Origin of the sequence: Streptomyces rhizosphaerihabitans (assembly GCF_025399795.1) — a bacterium.
GTDB lineage: Bacteria > Actinomycetota > Actinomycetes > Streptomycetales > Streptomycetaceae > Streptomyces > Streptomyces rhizosphaerihabitans.
This window is the reverse complement of sequence record NZ_JAODTZ010000047.1, coordinates 46,829-67,559: the sequence shown is the minus strand read 5'-3', so window position 1 is coordinate 67,559 and position 20,731 is coordinate 46,829. Positions and strand designations below refer to the sequence as shown.

The following is a 20,731-nucleotide window of genomic DNA, read 5'->3' as shown; positions in this document are numbered from 1 at the left end:
TGACGTTCCCCTCGGCGGGACGGGTGCTTTCTCGAAGGATTCCGGGAGTGGGGGCCCGGAGGTCAGACGGCTCCGGAGAAGGCCGGCAGATAGCCACCGGAGTGGCCGGCCGCGGTCGGGTGGTACGACACGCCGATGTCCAGCCAGTTCAGGCTGTGCAGCCAGGCGTCACCGGAGCAGATCTCATGGCCGGTGAAGTTGCCCCTGACATCGGCGAAGGTGAAGCCGTGGGCGCCTGCGCGCTGGGCGATCGCGCTGTCCAGATAGTCGGCCGCGCCGTTGATCGCGGCCCGTTCGGTCTCCGAAAGTCCGGTCAGGCAGCTGCCGTTGAGCTTGTAGAAGCGGGGGTAGCCGATGACGACCACATGGGCGGCCGGGGCCTTCGCGCTGATCGCCGAGTAGACGGAGTCGAGTTTGCCGGGGAGTGTGGAGTCGACGTACGCCTTCGCCGTGGCGATGCGCGCGAGGCAGGTGCTCTCGGACTGCAGGACACAGGTCGTCATGACGTCGGAGAAGCCCGCGTCGTTGCCGCCGATGGTGATCGAGACGAGGCCCGTCGAGGAGCTGAGCGGGCCGAGCTGATTCGCCGTGACATCACCCGTACGAGCGCCTGAGCAAGCGGTGAAGTCGAACGACGAGGGTGAATGCGCGGCGTTCCACAGATAGGGGTACGCCTTCGTGCTGCGGTCGCAGGAGCCACTGGAACTGATGTAGCTCCCGGCACCGACACCGGAGGAATAGGAGTCGCCGAGGGCCACATAGCCGGTGGCCGCCGCGGTTTGCGCCTGCGCCGCGGCTGCCCCGGTAAGGGCGAGGCCGAAGGCGAGGAGGAGTGAGGTCACGTGTGCCGAAAATCTGGGACGTCTCATGGAACCTCCCTTTAGCAGGATCTCTGCCACAACTTTGGTAGCAGCTACGCATGTTGACAGGAAGTGTCCATGCCAAGACTCTTAGGCATCAACCGCCGGATACGATCCCGTTCATCACATATTCCGCTACATGTCCATGACAGTTTGATGACAGTCGGGTGACACGGGACGGTGGCCCGTCGACTCCCCAAGGGGCCGCCCCGCGTCGGGCGCGGAACACGGCGACCCGTTGGTGGCCCTCAACTCTGTTGATCTGAGTGGCAGTTGTCGAACACAGGCGCCAACTCCGCAAGCGCGCGTTCAAAGGCGGCCAGAACTCCCGGGAGGGCCGTCCATCTCGTGACGCCCGCAGGCCCGCTGCGCGCCGCGGACGAAGTCGACGCGGCTGTCCCCTCCCGGGGAAGTCGTAACGCCCCTTGGACGGCTCGGGGTTGCCCGCTCTCCAGCCAAGGATGTGCCGGTTCTGCGGCAGCGACATCCGGTCCTTGCCCAGCAGTCCCTCGGCCCCGCTCGGTGGCGGCACCGTCCTCGTCGGCACTGAACCGGGTGTGGGTGAAGGGCCGGTCCTCCTCGAGCCACGGCGTCCGGGGCGGAGTGACCGGCGTGCCGTGCGCCTCGTCGCCGTCACGGGTCGTGCCCGCGGTGCTTCCGCCGTCCCCCGGCAGGGTGTTGATCAAGGTCACCACCCTGCCGGCACGGCCGCACCCACGCCGATCAGCGCGGTGGGACGCCACCGTCCCACCCCCGGATTCCGCCCACGACGTCCCATCATGGGCCGCAGCAACGGGGGTATCCGGCGCGGGACGGATCTCGTCACCCCGCAACCCGTAACAGGACGGAGGGAATACACCGGAAGAGCGGGACCGCGCACGACACACGCGGCGCACCGTGGAAACCGGGTGCACGGGGCGCCCTTGTGACAGATCATGGCGACATGTCTGCGAACCCACACGACGCTCTGCCGATCAGGCTCAACGTCGACGACAGCGACTCACCGTCGGATGTCGTCGACGCACTGTTCCTCGGTCGCTTCGCGACGGGCGAGCAGCCGCACTCGCACGCGGCGAACATCGACCGCGTACGGTCCGGGGCCACCCTGCTCCCACCGGGCGCCCGGGTGCTGCGCTCCGCGCGCGACGACGACCGCAGCGCCACTCTCGCCGAGGGCGACGGCTGGACCCTGCTGGTCTCCCGCTGGAACCGGGGTGCCGACGTCACGGTGACCGCGACCAGCGCCGAGCTGGCCGAGAAGGTGCTGAAGCAGGCCACGGACGGCGCGACGGACGAGCCGGAACCCCAGCCGGAGAACGTGACGATGGGCTTCTGGTACGTGTCGCCGCGCCGGGGCCCGCACCGCACGACCCGGCAGATCTCGGCGGGTACGTGGGAGGAGGTCCGCACCAACTACACGGCACCGGTGGCCGACGCCATGGACCGCCTGATGAAGACCACCCCGGAGGACATCGCGGGCCGGCTGCTGCTGCTCCACGGTCCGCCCGGCACCGGCAAGACCTCCGCCCTGCGCACGCTGGCCCGTTCCTGGCGCGACTGGTGCCAGGTGGACTGCGTGCTGGACCCCGAGCGGCTCTTCTCCGACGTCGGCTATCTGATGGACATCGCGATCGGCGAGGAGGACGGCACCGGCAAGGGGCGCTGGCGGCTCCTGCTTCTCGAGGACTGCGACGAGCTGATCCGCGGCGAGGCGAAGCACACCGCGGGCCAGGCGCTCTCCCGGCTGCTCAACCTCACCGACGGACTGCTCGGCCAGGGCCGCAACGTCCTGGTGGGCGTCACGACGAACGAGGACCTGGAGCGCCTCCACCCCGCCGTCGTCCGCCCCGGCCGCTGCCTCGCCCGGATCGAGGTCGGGCCGCTCACCCGCCGCGAGGCGGTGGGCTGGCTGGGCACCGAGGAAGGCGTCTCCCGCGAGGGCGCGACCCTCGCGGAGCTGTACGCACTGCGCCGCGGGACGACCCCGACCTCGGTACCGGACCAACGCGAGGGCGCGGACGCGGGGCTGTATCTGTAGGCGACCTGCTGGTGCCCCCGGTGAGCGTCGGCTGGTGCCGGCCGGAGCGGGCGGCCACTGATGCCCGCGCCGAACCCCGGCTTGGGCCCCGGCCAGGCCCCGGCTGGTGGGCTGGCTCCTGGGTGGGTCCCCGGTTGGCGCCCGGGTCGGCCCCGGTTGGTGCCAGCGGGGGCTAGGCGCCGTCCTCGTAGGCCGCCCTCAGTGCGTCTCGTACGGCGTCCAGGGCGGCGTTCTCGGTCAGGCCGAGCCGTCGCACGCGCTCGGCGTAAGCCTGCGCGGCGGACGCGGCCTCGCGTGACGCGGCGTCCCCTGCGGCGGCCACGAACGTACCGTTGCGGCCCCGCGTCTCGATCACCCCGTCCGACTCGAGGGCCCGGTAGGCCTTGGCGACGGTGTTGGCCGCGAGGCCGAGCGACTCGGCCAGCCCCCGTACCGTGGGCAGCTTGTAGCCGACCGGCAGCACGCCGGACCGGGCCTGCTCGGAAATCTGGGCGCGCACCTGCTCGTACGGCGCGGCCCCCTCTGCGATGCGGATCTTCAGGGTCACGCGGCGATTGTCCCGTACCCGCCGGAAAATGAGAGGCATCCGCACGCAGCCCCCGCGTAGCGTGCGATGCCATGACCGTGATCGTTCGCGAACTGCGGCGCGGGAACCCGGTGGACGCCGCGGGCTTCGCCCGCATCCGTCACCAGGCTCTCCCGTTCATGCTCTTCACCCCCGAGTCCATCGCCTATGACGTGGAACAGGCCCATCCCGACTCCCACTACCGGCCGTTGCTGGCCGAGGAGGACGGCGAGCCGATCGGCACCGCGCAGGTGGGCCTCGTGCACGACAGCCCGGTGCCGGGCCAGGGGACCGTCAACATCTATGTGCACCCGGAGCGGACGGGACGCGGCGCGGGTTCGCTGCTGGCCCGCACCGCCGAGGAACAGCTCGCGGCCCTGGGCGCGACCAGACTGCACGCCTGGGTGTCGGACGCCCCCGCACACCGCGCCTTCGCGGAGAAGCGGGGCTATCGCGCGGCCCGCTCCGCGCACTTCCTCCGCCTCGACCTGGCGAACGGCACTCTGCCACCGCTCCAACCCCCGCCACCCGGAGTGGAGTTGCGCACCGGAGCGGACTTCGCGGACAACCCGCGGCCGCTGTTCACGCTGGACGCGGAGACTCTCCTCGACGAACCGAGTGACATCGACCGCGAGTTCACGGACTACGAGGCCTGGCTGACGGAGACCTGGCGCCACCCGCTTCTGAGTCATGAGCTCACCTCCGTCGCGCTCGTCGACGGCCGCCCGGCGGCGTTCAGCGCGGCCCGTACCGACGGCGGCACCCGCTATGCCACCGTGATGACGGGCACCGACCGCGCCTTCCGGGGCCGGGGTCTCGCCAAACTCGCCAAGAACCACTCGCTGCACCGGGCCCGCGCGGCCGGGTTCACGGACGCGTTCACGGGCAACGACGCCGGCAACGGGCCGATGCTGGCGATCAACAAATGGTTCGGTTATGAAATCTGTGCGACGGAGGTGAAGTATGTCCGTGACCTCGGCTGACACGCCTGGCTCGTTGGAGGTCGTACTCGTAAAGGCCGGCCGTACGAAGATCAGTTACCCGGCCGAGCTGCTGGCCGACGACGGCACCCGGGTGGTCGTGCGCGCACCGTGGGCGGGCGACAGCGTCCGCGACTTCGGCTTCGTACGGTTCGAGAAGGGTGATGTCTTCACCGAGTACTACTGGCGGGACCGCTGGTACTCGGTGAAGGAGGTCCGGGACGCCGCGGGCGTACGCAAGGGCTGGTACTGCGACATCACCCGCCCGGCCACCGTCTCCGGGGGACGGCTGGTCGTCGAGGATCTCGACCTCGACCTGTGGCTCTCGGCCGACGGCACGGACGTACTGCGCCTGGACGAGGACGAGTTCGCGGAGAGCGGTCTGGCCGCCACCGACCCGGCTGCCGCGGCGGCCGCCGAGAAGGCCCTGGACGACCTCGAACACCTGGCCCGCGAGGGCGGCTTCGAAGCACTGCTGGTGTAGGTCCCGGCACGGCGGGCGACGCCACCCGTACGGCACCACGGGTGGCGTCGGCCCGTGGGCCGCCTGTTCAGAGCTCTTGCCCATGGGTGGCACCGCCCAGAGCGGTATGCCGCTCAGAGGGTGTGCCGCTCAGAAGTCGGCCACCACGGCGTACCGCTCGTCGTCGACTTCCCGCCCCCACAGCCGCGCGTCGGCCGACAGCGGCTCCACGCGCAGATCTGCGGCGTCGGGCACCAGAGGCCGGAGCAGGGTGGCCATCCGCTCAGCGGATATACCGACCGGACTCAGGGCCCCCCACACACCCTCGACGAGCACCAGCCGCCCTCCCGGGCGCAGAAGTCCGCACCAGTGCCGCAACACGCGCTCGGGATCGGGCAGCGCCCACAGCACATGGCGGCTGAGCAGGACGTCGAAGCGCTGCTCGCCGACGGGCGGTGCCACCGCGTCACCGATGAGGAACACCGCGTCACGGCCGGCCAGCTTGGCGCGGGCCAGATCGATCATGCGTGGCGAGAGATCGACCCCGGTGACCCGGTGCCCCCGCTCGGACGCGATGAGCGACAGGCTGCCGGTGCCGCAGCCCACGTCGAGCACATCGCCGGCCCGCTCGGGCAGCCAGTCCCGCAGCCGGGCCGCCCAGGCACCGCGGACCGCGGGGTCGCGCAGGCCGTGGTCGGGCTCCTCGTCGAAGGTGCCGGATTCCGCGTCCCAGTCGACGCCCGCCCCCGGATTCATGCCACTGTTACTCACCATGCGCTCCAGGGTGACACCCACCACTGACAGTCGACGGGTGCCAACCACGACAGCCGATGGGTGACCGCCGCCACAGACAGATCGCGACCGATGAGGAACTCTCCCCGAAAGGGTCTACCTCCGTACAACCGCGGAATCCGGTAGACGCCAAGGAGGCAGCCATGCGCCGTGTGACCGTGCAGAAGCCCCTGAGGAAGTCGGACTCCCGCCGCGTACGGGACGAGCCCGACGAGCCCCCCACCGAGCGCCCGGAGGTCCGAAAGGACATCGCGCGCACCTGGTGGCCGGACGGCTGAGCCGCGCGCACCCCACGCCCCACGGCCTTCGGCCTTCGGGAACATACCGTCGGATCACCGGATTGCGGTGGACGCCTGTCGACAGCTTGCGGTGAACCAGGTGCCGCCGTAGGCCGCTCGCTGTGGACAGGCGTCAGACCAGCCGCTTGCGGTAGTGGATCCGGTCGTACGGCCCGTCCGCGCGCCGCTCGATCACCTCGTACCCGAACCTCGGGTAGATCTTCCGGTTCTCCCACATCATCGCGTTCGTGTAGAGCCTGATCTCGTCCAGCCCGAGCGCCTGTGCGTAGGCGTCCGCGAAACGCAGCAGCCGTCCCCCGATGCCCCGGCCATGGGCATCGGGGCGGACCGCGATGGTGTCGAGGTACAGATGGTCCGCGCGCTCCTCGACGACCACGAGCCCCGCCACCGGCTCCCCCGTGACGAACACCCGCCCCGCCGCCACATTCGCCGCGTGGTCCGCTTCCATGGGCACCGGAACAAGCCCGATGCGCTCCACGTAGGGCTCGAACGCGGCGTCGATCACGGCCTTCACGACGGGCGCGTCGGCGGCGACGGCAGCCCGCACTCCGAATTCCTCTGCCATCTCCCCGTACCGCTCGGACGTCTCGTTCATACCCCGCACGCCACCTACCTGATCACAGCCTCAGTGCTCCCTGTCGGACACACCTTGTAACGCATAGGTCGTCGGTTCGCATCCGACAGATGACTCCGCGGCACGGCTCGAGGGCGGTGCGAGTGACCGCATGGTTGTGAAGCACACCCAGGTATCCAGCCGCCTCCGCGACTGCCACTGATGTGGATCGCGGTGCCTATGCGCGACAGGCAGACGCACGGCTAGGCGCTCCGCCCAGGCCCCACGGCTCCGTCAGCCGGCAGGGCCTGGTCATCCGTGCAGTCGCGTAGATATCGGTGCACACAAGCCTTCAGCTCGACGAGGTACGCGTCCACGTCGCTCTTGGCATAGTTGTAGATCGCGCCATGCGGCGCCATGTACACCGCGACAGTGGCGATCGCCAGGGGTAACTGGCTCGTGGCCAGATACAGGGCCAGTCCGGGAAGGCCCTCGACGGTGGCAAGCTCCTGGATCTTGCCCAGGAGGGAGTTCACATCGATCGCCTCGTAGGCGGGCTCCGCGTACGTACGCGTGGGCGAGGCATTTCTCCTCGGTGCCCTGGCGCCGTCGAATTCGACCCGCCTGAAGTCGGAGGACGGCATCTGAGTCAGGAAGGTGAAGTACGCATTCGTCATCCGGTGTTCGCGCTGCCGGTCTCCCCACTCGCCCTGCTCCAAAGCGTCACGAAGGGAGCGCACCTGCTCGCGGAGCCCGGTCAGCTCGGCCCCGAGTGCGTCGATCTGCTCCCGCAGTTCCTTGTTGTTGCCCCGCATCGGCTGGGGCCGGGCGTCGTTCAGCGGTGCCCATGCATGCACCCAGGGTCTGGGGTCCTGGCCGCAGGCACGGACAAGCAGTTCCACGGTGCGCAGTTGCGGCCAGTTCTTCCCCGTCATGACGCCGCGCACCGTGTTCCCTGAGACGTCACTTCGCTTGGCGATGTCCTCGGGACTCCTGCCAGTCATGGAGACCAGCTCCTGCAGCGCCTGGATGAACTCCTGCTGCGTGGTCACCCTGTCCGGCCTGGTCATAAGTCCCCCTTGCCGCTTCGCACTTTCCGCAGATCGTAAGAGTTGCGGTGGCTTCCCATCGGGAGTTTCGCCGTACGAGGACGCAACCTCGTACGGCATCAATCATTTTGCGCCATCTGCGAACAGTGTCGGCCTACAAACGTGACATCACCCGTCGATGAACACGGAGACCGGCATGTCCCTGCACGAGATCGCTGCCGAGATCGGCCGCGGCCTGCTCACTCAGTTACCGTCCGCACTGCTCGTGGCCCTGAGCAATATCGGTCTCACCGCAGTCGGTCGAAAGCGGCGACGCAACCGGGCTCGGGAAGAGGGGGGCGGAGAAAACAGCAGCGGCTAGTTCCTTCACAAGAACGCTCCTGGTTGCGGTCCGGACGATGGCGCCTCGGTCTGGGTGATCGGCGGCTCACGCAGGGACGGGATACCGACGGTTCGAGTTCCTGTCCGCCCTGTCGCCCACCCCGCCGGGAGCCGTTCCAGGAGCCAACCGAGGCATCCCGCCGCGGACGGACGCGGACGGCCACGGACGTTCTCGCGGCTCGGCCGCAAGTGAGGCGGGGCTCCGCAACCGCCCTTCCTGAGCCCCCCGTTAGCCCCGCCTTAACGGCGCCATAAAGATCTCCATCACCCGCCTCCAGCAGGCGATTCCACAGGTTCTTGGGGCTAGTTTCTGATCACCCCCACGGGATCCCGCCCGGAGCGCCATGCGGGACTCACCCCACGCACCAGGACCGTTCGAGGAGTTCCCCATGTCCGCACGCCGCAAGGCCGCCGGCGTCGCCGTCCTCGGCATCGCCTCGCTCGCCCTGTCCACGCTGGCCGCCGCGCCCGCCTCGGCGCACGGCTCGATGGGGGACCCGGTGAGCCGGGTGTCCCAGTGCTACGCGGAGGGTCCGGAGAACCCCAGGTCGGATGCCTGCAAGGCGGCCGTCGCGGCGGGCGGCACCCAGGCGCTCTACGACTGGAACGGCATCCGCATCGGCGAGGCGAACGGGCGGCACCAGGCGCTGATCCCGGACGGCAGGCTGTGCAGCGCCGGCAATGCCGAGTTCAAGGGACTCGACCTGGCGCGCTCCGACTGGCCGGCGACGAGCGTGAGCAGCGGCTCGTACACCTTCAAGTACCGGGTGACCGCCCCGCACAAGGGCACGTTCAAGGTCTACATCACGAAGGCGGGTTACGACCCGTCGCAGCCGCCGGCCTGGGGCGACCTGGACCTGGCGCACCCGGTCGCGACGGTCACCGATCCGGCGGCCTCGGGCGGCTTCTACACCTTCTCCGGCACCCTTCCGGAGCGCTCCGGAAAGCAGCTTCTGTACGCGGTCTGGCAGCGCTCGGACAGCCCGGAGGCCTTCTACTCGTGTTCCGATGTCGCGTTCGGCGGCAGCGGCGCCGACGCGGGCGGCGGCAAGGGCGCGGGCGGCGGCACGTCCCCCGCGCCGAGCGCCTCCGCGCCGTCCGACCAGCAGATCGTGGACGGCAGCGACAAGTCGACCGTGGAGCACCACGGCCATGGTGACAACGACGCCAGTACGTCGGCGGAGCCGACCGCGAGCGCGGGCACCACCGGAGCCGACGGGACCGACGGGGACACCAAGACGGCCGAGGACGCCCGGGCCGCCGCGGAGTCCGCGGACTCCGCGGGGAACCTGCCGGAGGCCGCCGGTTCCTCCCGGAGCCTCGCCGAGACCGGTGGCGACTCCTCCACCTCGTACGTGGCGATCGGCGGTGCCGCCGCCCTGGCGCTCGGTGCCGCGGCGCTGTTCGCCTCGGTTCGGCGGCGCGCGACGCCGGACAGCAGGCGCGGCCGCTAGGAGGCCGTAGGACTCCGGGGGCTGACCGGCGGCTCAGGCCGGACAGCCCCCGGCGGCGTGCTCGGCCGTCCGCGTTCGCATACGTTCGGAACGCGGACGGACCGACGATCACGCCGACATGCCCGGGCGGACCACCATGGACGAGTGGTCCGCCGAGCCGGTCAGCTGAACACGGACGCGCAGGTGGTGGCGGAGGCGTGTGCCGGGTCGAGCGCGTTCGCCACCTCGTGGTACGCGATCCGGTCGAAGATCCCGATGGCCACGTGCTCGGAGAGGTCGAGCGCGCACAGGTTCTGCAACAGGACGTTGTGGACGTCGGGTCCGTTCAGGAACTGCGAGTCGTACGGCGTGACCACCTCGTCGTGCTTGGTGGCGATGACCGTGTAGTGGACGCCGGCGACGGTGTCGCCGCCCGCGTTGAGCTTGGTCAGGAACGCGGAGCCGACGACCTGGTCCGCGAGTCCCGGAGTCGCCGCGGACAGCAGGTCCTCGGCGCCGGGGAAGTACGGCAGCAGGTTGGCGAGGCCGTTGAGGGTCGTGCCGTGGTTGTCGGGGGCGATACCGACGAGGGCGTTCACCTTGGCGGCTCCGCCGAGGAACTTGAGGTAGTAGCGGGGCATCATGCCGCCCTGCGAGTGGCCCACCAGGTCGGCCTTGGCGGCGCCGGTCGCGGCGAGCACCTTGTCGACGAAGACCTGGAGCTGCGCGGCCGACCGGTCGATGGGGCCGAGGCCGTTGAAGAGGGGGACCCCGGGCAGCTGCCCGTAGTCGAGGGAGAAGACGCAGTACCCGCGGCTGGTCAGGTAGGGCGCGAGGGCCAGCCAGTTGTCGACGGAGTTCCCGAAGGTCCCGTGGACGAGGACTACGGGGCGGGGATGTGCGGCGGACGGCTTGCAGGAGTAGTTGTTCCAGCCACTACTGGGGGCGGAATCAGCTTGTGCTGTGGCGGCGGGGACGACTGCGACCGTGGCGGTCAGCAGGAGCGCGGCCAGGGGTCTGAGCACTCGCTTCCAGGGCAGCATCGGGTGATCTCCTTGCGGCTCAAGGGAGTTGTGGGGGTGTACGCCCTGTGATCCGGATCACGAGCATGCTGTTCACTCGTCAAGTTACGGTCGAGTAGCAGATGTGTGAAGTTACGCGTCAGTAAAAACTTCCAGTGATAACCGGAGCGACTGCCCTGGTCGACCGAGCGTCACCAGGCGGGCCTGATGGGACCGTAGGGCGCGATGCTCACCAAACGCGTATACAACGCGCGCATTTCGCCCTCTCCCAGCACATCGGCCCACGCCCGCACGGCATCCGCGGCGGACTCTTCCGCCGCTCGGGTGCACGCCCACCCGAGCTCGGTGAGCACGACGAGCCTGGCCCGCGCGTCGTCGGGATGCGGCCGCCGCTCGACATACCCCTTGCGGACAAGCTCCTCGACGAGCTGGCTGGCGGCCTGCTTGGTGACCCCGAGATGGGCGGCGAGGTCGGTGACCGTCGCCCCGTCCGGCGCGAGCCGCGCGAAGGCGAAGCCGTGCGCGGGGCGCAGCCCCTCGAACCCGCGGGCGACCACGCCCTCATGGATACGTTGCGTCAGCTCACCGGCGGTGGCGAGCAGGGCGGCGGACAGGGCCATGGCCTCGGAGTTCTGCACGCACGCATTGAAACACCCTTGACGATTTGGTCAAGCTGCTTGACTATATTCCCAAGCAATCGGTCAAGCTACTTGACCAAATACAATCGCCCCCAGGAGGCACCCGTGCCCGTCGTCCGCTCGTCCGAAGCCGTCGTCCACGAGATCCACGGCGCCCGTTTCTTCTCGTACGCCGCTCCGAACAGCGGCAGCAAGGAGCTGTGCGCCTGGCGCGCGGAGATTCCCGCGGGGCACCGGGCCCCCGTTCACACCGTCAATCGCGAGGAGATCTTTCTTCTCCTCTCCGGCGAGCTGCTGGTGACGCTCGACGGCACCACCGAGCGGATCGCCGCGGGCGACACCGTGATCATCACCCCGGGCGCGACCCTCGACATCGAGAACCCGACCCGGGAGACCGCGCTCTCCTGGGTCACCACCTCCATCGGCCTCCGGGCGGAACTGGCCGACGGCTCGGTCCTCACACCGCCCTGGGCCAACTAGGGGCTGTCCGGAGGTGCGGGACGGCCCCGCCGGGAAGGCGGGACGGGAGACCGCCCTCCGGGCAGAGCCGCCCGCCCTCGCACGGACGTCACGCGGCCGGCGCCCCCAGGCCGATCACATGGGGGCCGAACTTCGCCCGCGCCCGGTCCGCGGCCTCCTCGATGCGGCGGACCTTCTCGTCGACCGGGTCGGAAGGCGAGCTGGTGGGAGGCCCCCGCCGCGGGGGTCAGGCCCTCGGCGCGCAGGGCGATCACACGGACCCTGGCGCGTTGGAGGCCGAGCGCCTCGTACATGCGGTACGCGGCGCCGGTCGGTGTCGAGGAGTGGGCTGCCGGTTCCTTGAGGGTGCGACTGCGGGTGGTCGCGGAGCGGTCGGCGTAGCGCACGGTGAGGGTCGGCGTGCGGCAGACCTTCTTCTTTCGGTGTCCGGCTCCCGCGGCCGGGAAAGCCCGGGAGCCCCGTCCCCGCGAAGGGCGCGGGGACGGGGCTCCGGCTTCCCGGGGAGGCCGGACCGGGAAGGCTGTCAGCCGATCTGGGCGCCGAAGACCGAGAGCGCCTCGGACACCGGCTGGAAGAAGGTCTCGCCGCCCGCGGTGCAGTCGCCGCTGCCGCCGGAGGTGAGGCCGATCGCGGTGTCGCCGGAGAAGAGCGAGCCGCCGCTGTCGCCGGGCTCGGCGCAGACGTCGGTCTGGACGAGGCCGTTGACGACGTCGCCGTTGCCGTAGTTCACGGTGGCGTCCAGGCCGGTGACCGTGCCGTCGTGCACGTGGGTCGTGGAGCCGCTGCGGGTCACCTTCATGCCGACGGTGGCGTCGCCCGCCTTGGCGATGGGCTGCGTGGAGCCGTTGTACAGGTCGACCTCGCTCGGGTGGTCCACGGTCGCCGTGTACTTGACCAGGCCGAAATCGTTGTCCGGGAAGCTGGACTGCTCGTTCGTGCCGATCTGCTTGCCGCTGGAGTCCGACCAGGTGGAGATCGCCTCGGTGCAGTGACCCGCGGTGATGAAGTACGGCTGGCCGCCCTTGACGACGTTGAAGCCGAGCGAACAGCGCCCGCCGGAACCGCCGATGGCGTCACCACCGGCGATGAAGGGCTTGAACTCCCCCTTCGTGCGCTGGAGTTCGGCCTTGGCGCCGAGGCCGTCGACGACCTCGGTGAGCTTGGCCCACTCGGCCCCGGAGACCGTGCGGTCGGCGGTGACGACGACCTTGTCGGTCTCCGGGTCGGTCGCCCAGGACGTACCGGGGATGGTCGCGTCCTTCTTGAGGGTGGTACGGGCGCTCGTCAGCTCGGCGAGGGAGTTCTCGACGATCCTGGCCCTGGCGCCGGCCGCCGTGACGGCGTCGGCCGCGCTCTCGTCGAGCACGTTGACGACGAGGTGCCGGGACTTCGCGTCGTAGTACGTTCCCGCCACGTCGGCGCCCAGGTCCTTGCCGAGGGTCGAGGCGAGCTTTCCGGCCGCCGTGGCGGAGAGGGTGTGCGGCACGGAGCCCTTCGGAACCTCGCTCGCGTTCGCAGTCTGGAAGGTGACTCCGGCGGCGACCAGTGCGGCTATGCCCGCACCCGCCATGAGGGCACGCCTCTTGGATATACGTCGGTGCTTCAACTCACGTCCTCCTGTGGGGGGTCGGTCCGGGAGGTTGTGGGGACCTCCGGGACCGGAAGGCGTACGGGCATGGGCCCTGAGCACGGCAGAAAAGTCCGTACCGTCACGTCCATGCCAGTTGTTCCTCGCCCACTATTCCGAGACGCACAGGGAACCCACAAGGTCGACTTCAGGACGCGTGTACGACAACAGCCGTACGGGTCCTACACCCTGACTGTGTGTGGTCACCCCCCGTGGATTCCCACCGCAAACACCGCACGCGCCTCACGCCGCCGGGGCCCGTGAGATCTGAGCCTGTCTTGATATCGCCCCTCCACGGGATCGGTCCAAGGAGGTTTCCCCGCCCGGCGGTTGCTCCTGCACCGGTTGCTCGAGCACCGAACGGCAGTCGGCGACGCCTGCCCGGCACCTGCCCCGGCAGTCGGTACGACCGTCGGCACGACCGGCTCCCGAGGGCCGACGGGCCACTCGGGCGCGACCGGACGCTCGGACAAGGGCGTCTGCTGAGGATCGGTCGACTCCTGCAGCACGGCTCCCTGTTGAGGAGCTGGCGACCGCTCCGGAACGATGGGCTGCCGGGGAGCGGCTGCCTGCTCGGGAACGGCGGATTACTGGGGGTCAGGTTCCTGCTCGGGAACGGCGGGCTGCTGGACAACGGCTGCCTGCTCGGGAACGGCGGGCCGGTGGGGATCGGGGGCCCGCTCAGGAACGACCGGCGGCTGTCCCGACTGGGCCCGCTCCAGGAAGCGCAGCAACTCCACCGGGAACGGCAGGACGAGTGTGGAGTTCTTCTCGGCCGCGACCGCCACCACCGTCTGCAGCAGGCGCAGTTGGAGCGCCGCCGGCTGTTCCGACATCACCTCGGCGGCCTCCGCGAGCTTCTTGGACGCCTGCAGCTCCGCGTCCGCGTTGATGATCCGGGCGCGCCGCTCGCGGTCGGCCTCGGCCTGCCGGGCCATCGACCGTTTCATCGTCTCCGGCAGCGACACGTCCTTGATCTCGACCCGGTCGATCTGCACACCCCAGCCGATCGCCGGGCTGTCGATCATCAACTCCATCCCCTGGTTGAGCATTTCGCGGTTGGACAGCAGGTCGTCCAGGTCGCTCTTGCCGATGATCGAGCGCAGCGACGTCTGCGCCATCTGGGAGACCGCGAAACGGTAGTCCTCGACCTGGATGACCGCGTTCGCCGCGTCCACCACCTTGAAGTAGACGACCGCGTCCACCCGGACCGTCACGTTGTCCCGGGTGATGCCCTCCTGGGCCGGCACGGACAGGGTCACGATCTGCATGTTGACCTTGCGCAACCGGTCCACGAAGGGCACGACCATGGTGAAGCCGGGAGGGCGGACCTCGGAGCGCAGCTTGCCGAGCCGCAGCACCACGCCCCGTTCGTACTGTTTGACGACGCGGGCGGCGGCCATCGTGTAGACCAGCCCCACGGACACGACGGAGACTCCCGCCGCCACCAGTTCCTCGACCATCACGGCCCCCCAGGGTCCGACGTGGGCGCACCGGGCGTGCACAGCGTGCGCTTCGAAGGTAACTCCGTGACCGGAACAAGGGCGAGCCCCCGCACGCCAGTTGCGTACGGGGGCTCGCCCGCTTGACTGCTGCGGGTCCGGTCGCGCGGAATACCGTGGGGGGTGCCGGCCCCGTGGGTCGACGAGTCGACGAACGGCCGGTCCGTCGCGCGACCGGTCGGTCAGCCGACGCTCACGCCGTAGTAGCTCAGCGCCTCGGTGACCGGCTGGAAGAAGGTCGTACCGCCGGAGGTGCAGTTGCCGCTGCCGCCGGAGGTCAGGCCGTAGGCCACGCTGCCGCCGTACAGGGGGCCGCCGCTGTCTCCGCCCTCGGCGCAGACCGTGGTCTGGATCATGCCGTAGACGACGTCACCACTGCCGTAGTTGACGGTGGCGTTCAGGGCGGTGACCCGGCCGCTGTGCGTACCGGTGGTCGAGCCGCGCCGGTAGACCGTCGTGCCCACGCTGGGCGTGGCCGCGCTGCTGATCGTCTGGCTGCCGACCGCGCTCGGGTGCGCGACCGAGGTGTTGGTGTAGCGGACCAGCGCGAAGTCGTTGGTCGGGAAGCTGTAGCTGACGTTCGTGCCGAGCGTCGTGGTGTGGCCCGAGTTGGAGTACCAGGTGGAGGCGACCTCACCGCAGTGGCCGGCGGTCAGGAAGTAGTAGGTGCTCCCGCTGTGCACGTTGAAGCCGAGCGAACAGCGGTAGGAGCCGCCGTAGATGGCGTCGCCGCCGGTGATCAGCTTCTTGAAGGTTCCCGGGGTGTGCTTGATGGTGAGCGCGGCCGCGTTGCCGCCCGCTTGCTGCTTGATCTTCGCGATCTCCGCCTTCGAGACCGTGCTGTCGACGGTGACGACCACACGGTTCGTCTTGGCGTCGACCGCCCAAGCGGTGCCTGCGACATCGGACTTGAGTACCGACTGTTTGGCACTGCTCAGCTGGGTGGCGCTGAACGTCTGGGCGTCGGACGCGTTGGCGCTGGGGACCGCGAACGCTGCGGCGGCGACGAGTCCGGTGGTCACGGCGATCAGCCGACTCCGTCTCGCTATGCCACTGCGGGGGGTGGTGCGCTTGATCCTCACGTTTCATTCCTCCGAAGGGAAGTAAGGGGCCCTCGTGTCGTGGGGTTGGGGCCCGTGAGGCGCAGCCGGGAGCTGCCCGTCCGGATTCCGAACAAGCCATGCTCCTGACAAGCGCTGAGGGGGAGTATTCGGCGGCACGGCCGACGGGCACAAGGGCGCCTTTCGGCCGTGCAGCGTTCAACTTGCATACGCACGAAGGAGGTTGATCATCGGACCACTGGAGGCTTCAGATTTCCCCCGCGCCTTCGGGCGCCCCGGAGGCCTCAGCCCAATCGGCGCTCCCCCGCGGCGACGGCCACGCCCAGCGTATTTCCGGGCGGCGGGAACGGGCAGACGAAGTGGTCGGCGAACGCGCACGGTGGAAGCACGGCCCGGTTGAAGTCCACCGTCGTGTGCCCCTCGGCGCCGGGCGCGGCCGGGCGCAGGAACCGGAAGCGGTAACTGCCGTACCCGCTGGTGGTGTCGGCGAAGACGGCCCACAACGAGCCGTCGCTCTCGACCGACACCTGGAGGGTGAGGTCCTGCCCGTCCAGGGTGAAGGCGAGGACACCGCCGAGCGCGAGCCCCCGGGCGACTCCGTCGGCGTTCTCGACGCGCACGGTGCGGCCCTCGCCGTACGGAGTGAAGTGTCCGGGCACCGACCAGCGCGCGTCGTACGGGGTCGCCTCGATGCCCTCGAAGGCCTGCCGGGCGGGTGCGGCGGGATCGTAACGGCGTACGCCCCAGATCCCCTCGCGCACCAGGACGACGAACCGCCGCTCCCCGTGCCCGACCCGGGCTCCGCCGGCCGGCCCGTAGTCGGCGTCCAGCACGATGTCGCCGGTGAAGAGCTCGCCGTCGACCGTGAGCCCTTCCTCGGCGACCGCTGTCAGGGCCACTCCGTCGCCCTTGACGGCCCATTGCCCGGGGATGTCCGGAAGTCGCCCTTCCGGATAGTCCTCGATCCAGTGGGTTCCGGTGAGCGCGAGCGGGCCGTACGGCGCGGACACCGTCGCGACACGGTGCTCCTGCCAGTGCTTCCAGTCCTCGGGTGCGTCCGTCGTCATGTGATCAACCCTTCCATACGGGCTCGGCCAGGCCGAGGCGTGAGCGCCACGTGGTGCCCGTGTATTCGGTCCGGAACGCGCCGCGCTCCCGGAGCGGCGCGTTCCGGACCGAATACACGAACTCGTCGAGTCCGCCGGGTGTCGCAGGGGGTACGAGGACGAAGCCGTCGGCGGCACCCGTTCGCACGCCCTCGTCGAGTTCGGCGGCGACCGCCTCCGGTGTGCCGACGATCGTCCGGCGTCCGGACATCTCGATGACGGTCTGCCGGATGGACCGGTCCTTGAATCCCGCGCGCGGTCCCCCGCGTCCGGACCCCCGCCCCGGCGGGGGTCCTCCGCGGCGGAGGCATCCGAGGAGGTCACCACGTTCCAGGCCGCCCGGCTCCCGCCGAGATGGTCCGGCGTGGCGAGCCCGCGGGCGAGTTCGTACGGCTCGTCGAAGATCGCGCCGACCGTGGCGGCGAGCCCGAGCCGTTCGAACTCCGGTCGAATCCGGAGTAACAACTCGGGTTCAAACCCGCCGTCATGACGTGCAGTCAAACCAGCGGCCCAGCCCTCGGTCGTGGCCCTCGGTCACAACCCCGCGGTCACAACCCGCAGTTACAGCCCGCAGTCACAACACGAGCAGCACTCGCAGCACTGGCATGCCTCGCAGCAACCGCAGTCGCAGTCACAGTCGTTCAGGCACCCTTCGCGCTTCTTGCGTGACCATGGCCCCTCGTACTCGTCGGCGCAGCACATCTTGCAGGTGCAGCACAGCCCGATGGCGGCGGCGCAGCCGGCCCAGAATCCGCGCTTGCCGGGGGCCGGAGGCTGGAAGGACGGCCCGCCGCCGAAGGGGTTGCCGCCGTCGGCGTACGGATTCCCGCCGTGCTGAGGCGGCGGCCCGAAGGAACCCTCGGGTCCGAGCAGGACCGCGGAGCCCGGCGAACGGAGGGAACTGCCGAAATCACCGGAATCGAGAGAGTCGGGGGAGCGAGGCGATCCATGCGCTCCGTCCGCTCCATGCACTCCCCGCACCCCATGCGCTGCGTCCGCTCCTTGCACCCCATGCGCTCCGTCCGCCGGGTGTCCACACCCCGACGTCCCGAACGCGCGGTCCACCGACCGGCCCAGTTCATGGGCGAGCAGCACATGCGCCAGCCTGCTGTCGGTGAACTCGGCCTCCCGCAGGGCGAGCCGTATACCGTGCAGGGCGTCGTCGGCGAGCCGGCGGGCCTCGGTGAGCGAGGTCCCGGTGGCCGTGAGCGGGTTCCAGGCACCCGACGCGGCGTCAGTTTCCCTGTCCTCCACGGCGTCCAGCAGATGAGCGAGCCGCCCGAAGAGCCGCCCGGCCTCGGCCAGTGGAGCCGCGTTGCCGGGGCGGCCCGCGAGGACGGCGGTGTGCGCGAAGGCCGCGGCGGTGGCGGTCTCGGTGGGTTCGGTGACGGTCAGCAACGACGTTCCGGGCCCGGCCAGCGCCTCGATCCCGACCTGCCGGTCCACCGCGTCGACGAGCACGGCCGTGTCGAAGCCGACCTCGGACCCCGTACGCGCGCCGGCCCTGCCCCAGCTCGCGGCCACCCGGCGCGCGGCGACCGCGACCGGCCTGCGCGCCAGGATGCCGTCCCCGTCGGCGACGTGGTCGCGCACCTTCGCCGAGGCGAGCACCAGCGAGACGGCGGCGGCGAGCCGCGCGCCCTCGCCCTGTGCGACGGAGGCGGTCCGCATGCCGCGCAGCGGACAGGGCCCGGCGGCGCGCCGCCATCCCGTCGCGCGCTCGGCCTGAGCCTCCGTCAAAACCGATATCAGCAGGCCGTCATAGTTGGTGACCACCCGCGCGAACTGGCCGTGGTCCCCGCGCAGCGCGAGACACAGCCCGCACAAATGCGCCATCCACTGCGTCTTGAGCCCTTCACCGAGGCGATGACTGCAGGGCCTCACGATTCCGAACACGACACTCCCCCGTGACACGTACGACGCTGAGGTGCGGCATCGTATCGACCGCCGCATTCACCCGTACGCACCGCTCGTCACCCGGTCGCCGCAAGAAATCATATTTCACTCTCAGTCAGCAGCCTTACCCCGTAAGACCCTTGGGGGACGCGGGCTCTCGACGGATTCGCTGTGCACCAGTACCGTCACGAAACCCCCACGCGGCGTCTATCCACTTGGCGCGACATCCGCATCATGGACGACCATGGGGATGCGGAAGCACGAAAGACCGCTGTGAGAGGAGGCGTCCATGGGATCGGTGCGCAAGGCGAGTGCCTGGCTTGGCCTCGTCGACGACAACGATGACGAGCGTTACTACGACGACGACTACGCCGAGGGTCAGGACTCCGGCGACGCGTGGGTCACCGACCCGCGCGTGAAGGTTGCTTCCGAGACGGCGGAGGAGAAGGGCCGCCGGATCGGCACGGTCACCCCGGACAGCTTCCGGGACGCACGCGGTATCGGCGAACTCTTCCGGGACGGCGTCCCGGTCATCATCAACCTCACGTCCATGGAGGCCGCCGACGCCAAGCGCGTGGTGGACTTCGCGGCCGGCCTGACCTTCGGCCTGCGCGGCACCATCGAGCGGGTCGCCACCCGGGTCTTCCTGCTGACACCGGCCAACACGGAGATCGTCAGCGGCGAGGCCGCGAGCCGTCAGACGGACGGTTTCTTCAACCAGAGCTGAGGCAGGGCCGCTCACCGGCCCTGCCTTGCCGGGGCTTCACGAGCGGGGCCTTCACCTGAAGGCGTCGAGCCCGGTGAGCGCCTTGCCCAGTACGAGCTGATGCATTTCGACGGTGCCCTCGTAGGTGAGCACCGACTCCAGATTCGTGGCGTGCCGCATCACGGGGTATTCCAGCGAGATCCCGTTGGCACCGAGAATCGTGCGCGAGGTACGGCAGATCTCGATGGCCTCGCGTACGTTGTTGAGCTTGCCGAAGCTGATCTGCTCGGGACGGAGCCGTCCCGCGTCCATACGGCGGCCCAGGTGATGGGCGAGCAGGATGCCCTTGTGCAGTTCGACGGCCATGTCGGCGAGTTTGGCCTGGGTGAGCTGGAAGCCGCCGATGGGGCGCCCGAACTGCTCACGCGTCTTCGCGTACGCGACGGCGGACTCGAAACTGGAGCGTGCCGCGCCCATCGCGCCCCAGACGATTCCGTACCGCGCGTGCGAGAGGCAGCCGAGCGGACCCTTGAGGCCTACGACGTCGGGCAGGACGGCGTCGGCGGGCAGCCGTACGTCGTCGAGGACCAGTTCACTGGTCACGCTCGCCCGCAGCGACCACTTGTGCTTGATCTCGGGGGCGGAGAATCCGGGCGCGTCGGTGGGCACCACGAATCCGCGGATGCCGTCGTCGGTCTGCGCCCAGACGACGGCGACACCGGCGACGGAACCGTTGGTGATCCACATCTTGCGCCCGTTGAGGACCCAGTCCCCGCCGTCGCGCTTGGCGTGCGTCCGCATGGAACCGGGGTCGGAGCCGTGGTCGGGTTCGGTCAGTCCGAAGCATCCGATGATCTCGCCGGAGGCCATGCGCGGCAGCCAGGTCTGCTTCTGCTCCTCGCTGCCGAACCGGTGGATGGCGTACATGGCGAGGGAGCCCTGCACCGAGACGAGCGAACGGATGCCGGAGTCGGCCGCTTCGAGCTCCAGACAGGCGAGGCCGTACTGCACGGCGCTGGCCCCCGCGCACCCGTACCCCTGGAGCGACATGCCGAGGGCGCCGATCCCGCCCAGCTCCCGCGCCAGTTCCCGGATGCCGGGCAGCTCGCCCTTCTCGTACCAGTCGGCGACGTACGGGAGCACCCGGTCCGCGGCCCAGCTCCGCACGGTGTCGCGGATGGCCAGGTCCTCCGCGTCCAGCAGGTCGTCGATCCCGAGCGGATCGGCGGGGTCGAAGGGCGGCAGCTTCGAGGACGCGGACATACGACAGCCTCCGGCAG

21 protein-coding genes and 2 pseudogenes are annotated in these 20,731 nt (G+C 69.9%); 8 read left to right on the top strand and 15 right to left on the bottom strand.

Going from position 1 to position 20,731, the window contains the following annotated elements; genetic code table 11:
• Window positions 1–62 precede the first annotated feature (62 nt).
• Window positions 63–869: an SGNH/GDSL hydrolase family protein gene (locus N4G66_RS34425; protein ID WP_261708216.1), complete on the bottom strand. Its 807-nt coding sequence runs from the start codon at window positions 867–869 to the stop codon at window positions 63–65.
• A gap of 934 nt (window positions 870–1,803) precedes the next feature.
• Between N4G66_RS34425 and N4G66_RS34420 the strand changes: the two genes are divergently transcribed.
• Window positions 1,804–2,898, top strand: a complete 1,095-nt coding sequence (locus tag N4G66_RS34420; RefSeq protein ID WP_261708215.1) for a DUF5925 domain-containing protein — start codon at window positions 1,804–1,806, stop codon at window positions 2,896–2,898.
• Between the two features lie 172 nt (window positions 2,899–3,070).
• On the opposite strand, the gene N4G66_RS34415 is transcribed toward N4G66_RS34420, so the two are convergent.
• Window positions 3,071–3,445, bottom strand: coding sequence for a GntR family transcriptional regulator (locus N4G66_RS34415; RefSeq protein ID WP_261708214.1), 375 nt, complete (start codon window positions 3,443–3,445; stop codon window positions 3,071–3,073).
• A 71-nt stretch (window positions 3,446–3,516) separates the two neighbouring features.
• On the opposite strand from N4G66_RS34415, the gene N4G66_RS34410 reads away from it, so the two are divergent.
• Together N4G66_RS34410 and N4G66_RS34405 are read left to right on the top strand one after the other, a co-directional pair.
• Complete coding sequence (locus tag N4G66_RS34410) at window positions 3,517–4,446, top strand: GNAT family N-acetyltransferase (RefSeq protein WP_261708213.1); 930 nt, start codon at window positions 3,517–3,519, stop codon at window positions 4,444–4,446.
• On the top strand, window positions 4,427–4,927 hold the full coding sequence (locus N4G66_RS34405) for a DUF402 domain-containing protein (protein ID WP_261708212.1): 501 nt from the start codon (window positions 4,427–4,429) through the stop codon (window positions 4,925–4,927). The genes N4G66_RS34410 and N4G66_RS34405 overlap by 20 nt, the downstream gene beginning before the upstream one ends.
• 129 nt (window positions 4,928–5,056) lie before the next feature.
• Here the strand turns inward: N4G66_RS34405 and N4G66_RS34400 are convergent, their stop codons facing one another.
• Complete coding sequence (locus tag N4G66_RS34400; protein ID WP_261708211.1) at window positions 5,057–5,680, bottom strand: class I SAM-dependent methyltransferase; 624 nt, start codon at window positions 5,678–5,680, stop codon at window positions 5,057–5,059.
• A 161-nt stretch (window positions 5,681–5,841) separates the two neighbouring features.
• On the opposite strand from N4G66_RS34400, the gene N4G66_RS34395 reads away from it, so the two are divergent.
• Window positions 5,842–5,976: a hypothetical protein gene (locus tag N4G66_RS34395; protein ID WP_261708210.1), complete on the top strand. Its 135-nt coding sequence runs from the start codon at window positions 5,842–5,844 to the stop codon at window positions 5,974–5,976.
• Between the two features lie 133 nt (window positions 5,977–6,109).
• Here the strand turns inward: N4G66_RS34395 and N4G66_RS34390 are convergent, their stop codons facing one another.
• Both N4G66_RS34390 and N4G66_RS34385 read right to left on the bottom strand, forming a co-directional pair.
• Entirely contained in the window at window positions 6,110–6,592 is a 483-nt protein-coding gene (locus N4G66_RS34390) for a GNAT family N-acetyltransferase (protein WP_261708209.1), read from the bottom strand.
• Window positions 6,593–6,813: 221 nt separating this feature from the next.
• Window positions 6,814–7,620, bottom strand: a complete 807-nt coding sequence (locus tag N4G66_RS34385; protein ID WP_261708208.1) for a helix-turn-helix domain-containing protein — start codon at window positions 7,618–7,620, stop codon at window positions 6,814–6,816.
• Between the two features lie 157 nt (window positions 7,621–7,777).
• On the opposite strand from N4G66_RS34385, the gene N4G66_RS34380 reads away from it, so the two are divergent.
• Window positions 7,778–7,960 carry a hypothetical protein gene (locus N4G66_RS34380; RefSeq protein ID WP_261708207.1) on the top strand — a complete coding sequence of 61 codons (183 nt, stop codon included), beginning with the start codon at window positions 7,778–7,780 and terminating at the stop codon, window positions 7,958–7,960.
• A 409-nt stretch (window positions 7,961–8,369) separates the two neighbouring features.
• Window positions 8,370–9,434: a lytic polysaccharide monooxygenase auxiliary activity family 9 protein gene (locus tag N4G66_RS34375; protein WP_261708206.1), complete on the top strand. Its 1,065-nt coding sequence runs from the start codon at window positions 8,370–8,372 to the stop codon at window positions 9,432–9,434.
• A gap of 161 nt (window positions 9,435–9,595) precedes the next feature.
• Here N4G66_RS34375 and N4G66_RS34370 read toward each other — a convergent pair whose 3' ends face one another.
• Window positions 9,596–10,456, bottom strand: coding sequence for an esterase/lipase family protein (locus N4G66_RS34370; protein ID WP_261708205.1), 861 nt, complete (start codon window positions 10,454–10,456; stop codon window positions 9,596–9,598).
• Between the two features lie 170 nt (window positions 10,457–10,626).
• Window positions 10,627–11,073 (bottom strand): MarR family winged helix-turn-helix transcriptional regulator, encoded by a 447-nt coding sequence (locus tag N4G66_RS34365; protein ID WP_261708204.1) that lies wholly within the window; start codon window positions 11,071–11,073, stop codon window positions 10,627–10,629.
• A gap of 105 nt (window positions 11,074–11,178) precedes the next feature.
• On the opposite strand from N4G66_RS34365, the gene N4G66_RS34360 reads away from it, so the two are divergent.
• Window positions 11,179–11,553 carry a cupin domain-containing protein gene (locus tag N4G66_RS34360; RefSeq protein WP_261708203.1) on the top strand — a complete coding sequence of 125 codons (375 nt, stop codon included), beginning with the start codon at window positions 11,179–11,181 and terminating at the stop codon, window positions 11,551–11,553.
• An 88-nt stretch (window positions 11,554–11,641) separates the two neighbouring features.
• Here the strand turns inward: N4G66_RS34360 and N4G66_RS34355 are convergent.
• The 7 genes and pseudogenes from N4G66_RS34355 to N4G66_RS34325 form a co-directional block, all read right to left on the bottom strand.
• Window positions 11,642–11,966, bottom strand: a pseudogene (locus N4G66_RS34355) (DinB/UmuC family translesion DNA polymerase); the annotation flags it as partial.
• 110 nt (window positions 11,967–12,076) lie between these two features.
• A complete protein-coding gene (locus N4G66_RS34350) occupies window positions 12,077–13,159 on the bottom strand; it encodes a S1 family peptidase (protein ID WP_261708202.1) in 1,083 nt (360 codons plus the stop codon).
• Between the two features lie 608 nt (window positions 13,160–13,767).
• Window positions 13,768–14,643, bottom strand: a complete 876-nt coding sequence (locus N4G66_RS34345; protein WP_261708235.1) for a slipin family protein — start codon at window positions 14,641–14,643, stop codon at window positions 13,768–13,770.
• 221 nt (window positions 14,644–14,864) lie between these two features.
• Window positions 14,865–15,764, bottom strand: coding sequence for a S1 family peptidase (locus tag N4G66_RS34340; RefSeq protein WP_261708201.1), 900 nt, complete (start codon window positions 15,762–15,764; stop codon window positions 14,865–14,867).
• A gap of 263 nt (window positions 15,765–16,027) precedes the next feature.
• Window positions 16,028–16,810, bottom strand: a complete 783-nt coding sequence (locus N4G66_RS34335; RefSeq protein ID WP_261708200.1) for a DUF1684 domain-containing protein — start codon at window positions 16,808–16,810, stop codon at window positions 16,028–16,030.
• Window positions 16,811–16,814: 4 nt separating this feature from the next.
• Window positions 16,815–17,093 (bottom strand): annotated as a pseudogene (locus N4G66_RS34330) (F420-dependent methylene-tetrahydromethanopterin reductase); the annotation flags it as partial.
• A gap of 317 nt (window positions 17,094–17,410) precedes the next feature.
• Window positions 17,411–18,745 (bottom strand): DUF5685 family protein, encoded by a 1,335-nt coding sequence (locus N4G66_RS34325; RefSeq protein WP_261708199.1) that lies wholly within the window; start codon window positions 18,743–18,745, stop codon window positions 17,411–17,413.
• A gap of 289 nt (window positions 18,746–19,034) precedes the next feature.
• Between N4G66_RS34325 and N4G66_RS34320 the strand changes: the two genes are divergently transcribed.
• The gene (locus N4G66_RS34320) at window positions 19,035–19,472 is read left to right on the top strand and encodes a cell division protein SepF (RefSeq protein WP_261708198.1); all 438 of its coding nucleotides are present in this window, start codon (window positions 19,035–19,037) and stop codon (window positions 19,470–19,472) included.
• 51 nt (window positions 19,473–19,523) lie between these two features.
• On the opposite strand, the gene N4G66_RS34315 is transcribed toward N4G66_RS34320, so the two are convergent.
• A complete protein-coding gene (locus N4G66_RS34315) occupies window positions 19,524–20,714 on the bottom strand; it encodes an acyl-CoA dehydrogenase family protein (protein ID WP_261708197.1) in 1,191 nt (396 codons plus the stop codon).
• Window positions 20,715–20,731 lie beyond the last annotated feature (17 nt).